General features: G+C 66.7%; 3 protein-coding genes. 2 read left to right on the forward strand and 1 reads right to left on the reverse strand.

Annotated elements, in window-relative coordinates; genetic code table 11:
* Positions 1 to 83: 83 nt before the first annotated feature.
* Both RIF85_RS15615 and RIF85_RS15620 read left to right on the forward strand, forming a co-directional pair.
* Complete coding sequence (locus RIF85_RS15615) at positions 84 to 812, forward strand: response regulator transcription factor (protein WP_309072818.1); 729 nt, start codon at positions 84 to 86, stop codon at positions 810 to 812.
* On the forward strand, positions 805 to 2,088 hold the full coding sequence (locus RIF85_RS15620; protein ID WP_309072819.1) for a HAMP domain-containing sensor histidine kinase: 1,284 nt from the start codon (positions 805 to 807) through the stop codon (positions 2,086 to 2,088). The genes RIF85_RS15615 and RIF85_RS15620 overlap by 8 nt, the downstream gene beginning before the upstream one ends.
* On the opposite strand, the gene RIF85_RS15625 is transcribed toward RIF85_RS15620, so the two are convergent.
* A partial coding sequence (locus tag RIF85_RS15625) for an ATP-binding cassette domain-containing protein (protein ID WP_309072820.1) occupies positions 2,081 to 2,528 on the reverse strand: 448 nt, incomplete at its 5' end. The genes RIF85_RS15620 and RIF85_RS15625 overlap by 8 nt on opposite strands.

A 2,528-nucleotide genomic window follows, 5' to 3' on the forward strand; every position in this document is an offset into this window, starting at 1 on the left:
CTGCTGGTCCTGGCCATGCTCCTTCCGCGCTTCTTCTCCAACTACGCGCAGGCGGGCAGTGAGGCACCGGTATGATTCCAGAAATGGGGCACAGAATACTGCTGGTTGAGGACGACGACGGCATTGCCCTCCCGCTGATCCGCACCTTCGAGAGGGAGAGCTACGAGGTCCGGCGGGTCGCTGAGGGCCTTCCCGGCATCGCGCTCGTCGAGCAGGAACCGTTCGACCTGATTGTCCTTGACCTCGGCCTTCCCGACATCGAGGGTCTGGAGGTGTGCCGGCGCGTACGCGAAGCCGGCTACAACGGCGGCATCCTCATCCTGACTGCCCGCGGCGGCGAGATTGACCGGGTGGTTGGTCTCGACGTCGGAGCCGACGACTACATGGCGAAGCCCTTCGGCCTGGCTGAACTTCTGGCACGCGCACGTGCCCTGCTGCGCCGCACTGCCTCGTCCGTAAGTCATACCGCTTCGGGGCCAGTTCCGGTGCCGGTCCCCGTGCCAGCCGTCGCCGCGCCGGCCCTCCGGGTCGACCGGCAGTCACGCCGGGCCTTCTCCAACGATGCCGAACTCCCGCTCACCGCGAAGGAGTTCGACGTGCTGTCCCTGCTTGAGCAGGACAGGGGAGCGGTGGTCACCCGGGAGCGGCTGATGGACGAGGTCTGGGACCAGAACTGGTTCGGTTCCACGAAAACCCTCGACGTCACGATCGGCCGGTTACGCCAGAAGCTTGATGACTCCGGAGGCACAGTGCAGGTAGTGACCGTACGCGGGGTCGGCTTCCGGCTCGAGGACGGCGCGGAGGATGCGTGAACGGCTGATTGCAGCCTTCGTGGGCCTCGCCGTCGCCGTCGTTGCCCTGTATGGCGTGCCGCGTGCCTACATCGTCGCGGACCAGGCGCTCGAGTCGGAACAGCGAAAGATCGAACGCTCTACCGAGTTGCTCGCCGGCGTGCTGCCCGACCTGACGGCCGGCGGGACAATATCAGATACGTATCTTGCAGGGCTGCTGCAGCCCGGGGAGCGCATAGAGTACCGGGATGCAGCCGACGACGTGATCGCATCGGCCGGTCCCGCTCTCACCGGTCACCACGATGACATCAGTGTCACCCGCGGGCTCGACGACGGCTCCACGGTGACGCTGGAGCGGTCCGGAACCATCGTGGCGGACCGCGTAGCAGCTGCGGTGATGCCCGTGGTGATCATCGGTGTGGTGCTGATCCTTGCATCGGCGCTGGCCGGATTCATCCTCGCCCGGCTGTTGTCGCGGCCATTCCAGGAACTCGCCGTCGACGCGGAACAGCTGGGCAACGGGAAGTTCGACCTCGAAGACAAGAACTACAACATTCCTGAAGCGCAGGAGATCGGCGCTGCCCTCTACACCAGCTCCCAGGCGCTGTCCGAGCTGGTCCGGCGCGAGCGGGAGTTCGCTGCCAACGCCTCGCACCAATTGCGGACCCCGATCACAGCGCTGCGTCTGGAGTTGGAGGACTTGTCGCTCTGGAAGGAAACCCCGCCGACGGTCGCCGCGCAACTGACCCATTCACTCGGTGAGATCGACCGGCTGTCCACAGCAGTGAGCGAGCTGCTCGAGCTGGCCCGCGGCCAGCGCCTGACCGCCGCGCGCGAGGTCAATCTGGGCACTGTGACGGCGAAGGCGGCTGCACGCTGGCAGCGGCAGATTGACGCCGTGGGACGGGAGATCGTGAGTGACGACGGAACCCTGCCCGCCGTCATCAATCCCGGCCCGGTGAACCAGATCCTCGACGTCCTCATCGAGAACGCCATCAACCACGGCGAAGGAACCATCCGGGTGGAAGCATCCGACGCCGGAACCCACCTCAATCTCGCCGTGAGTGACGACGGCGTCCGGCCTCACGGGAACAGCATCTTCACGCGGCGGGTCAGTGAGCGTTCACGCTCCGGTTCGAGCTCCGATTCAGCTTCGAGCGGCGAAGGGATCGGCCTTGCCGTCGCGTCGGAGCTGGCGGAGGCAATCGGCGGCCACCTGGTGCTGGGTTCGGAGGAACGGACAACGTTCAACCTGATGCTGCCGAAGCGCGAGCTCAACCACGCGGAGCTCAGCTAGCCAAACCCACCCGGACTTGTCCGCCGTCGACCTCCCACCGTGCATCCAGGCGAACGTTCTCGAGCATCCGGCGGTCATGGGTGACCAGCAGGAGAGCGCCCGTGTAATCCTCGAGGGCCTCCTCAAGCTGCTCGATCGCCGGAAGGTCCAGGTGGTTGGTCGGTTCATCGAGCACCAGCAGGTTCACGCCGCGGGCCTGCAGCAGCGCGAGCCCCGCCCTGGTGCGCTCGCCGGGGGAGAGCCTGCCGACGAGCGCGCCGGTCTGGTCGGCCTTGAGCCCGAACTTCGCGAGCAGCGTGCGCACTTCGGCCTGCGCGAGGTCAGGTACGGCTGCCTCGAAGGCGGCCGCGAGAGTCTGGTCCTCGGCAAGCTGCCCGCGCGCCTGGTCGATCTCACCTATGGCGACGTTGGCGCCCAGGGAGGCAGCGCCGTCGTCGGGC

The sequence above is a fragment of the Arthrobacter sp. genome (genome assembly GCF_031179385.1).
Lineage (GTDB): Bacteria > Actinomycetota > Actinomycetes > Actinomycetales > Micrococcaceae > Arthrobacter_D.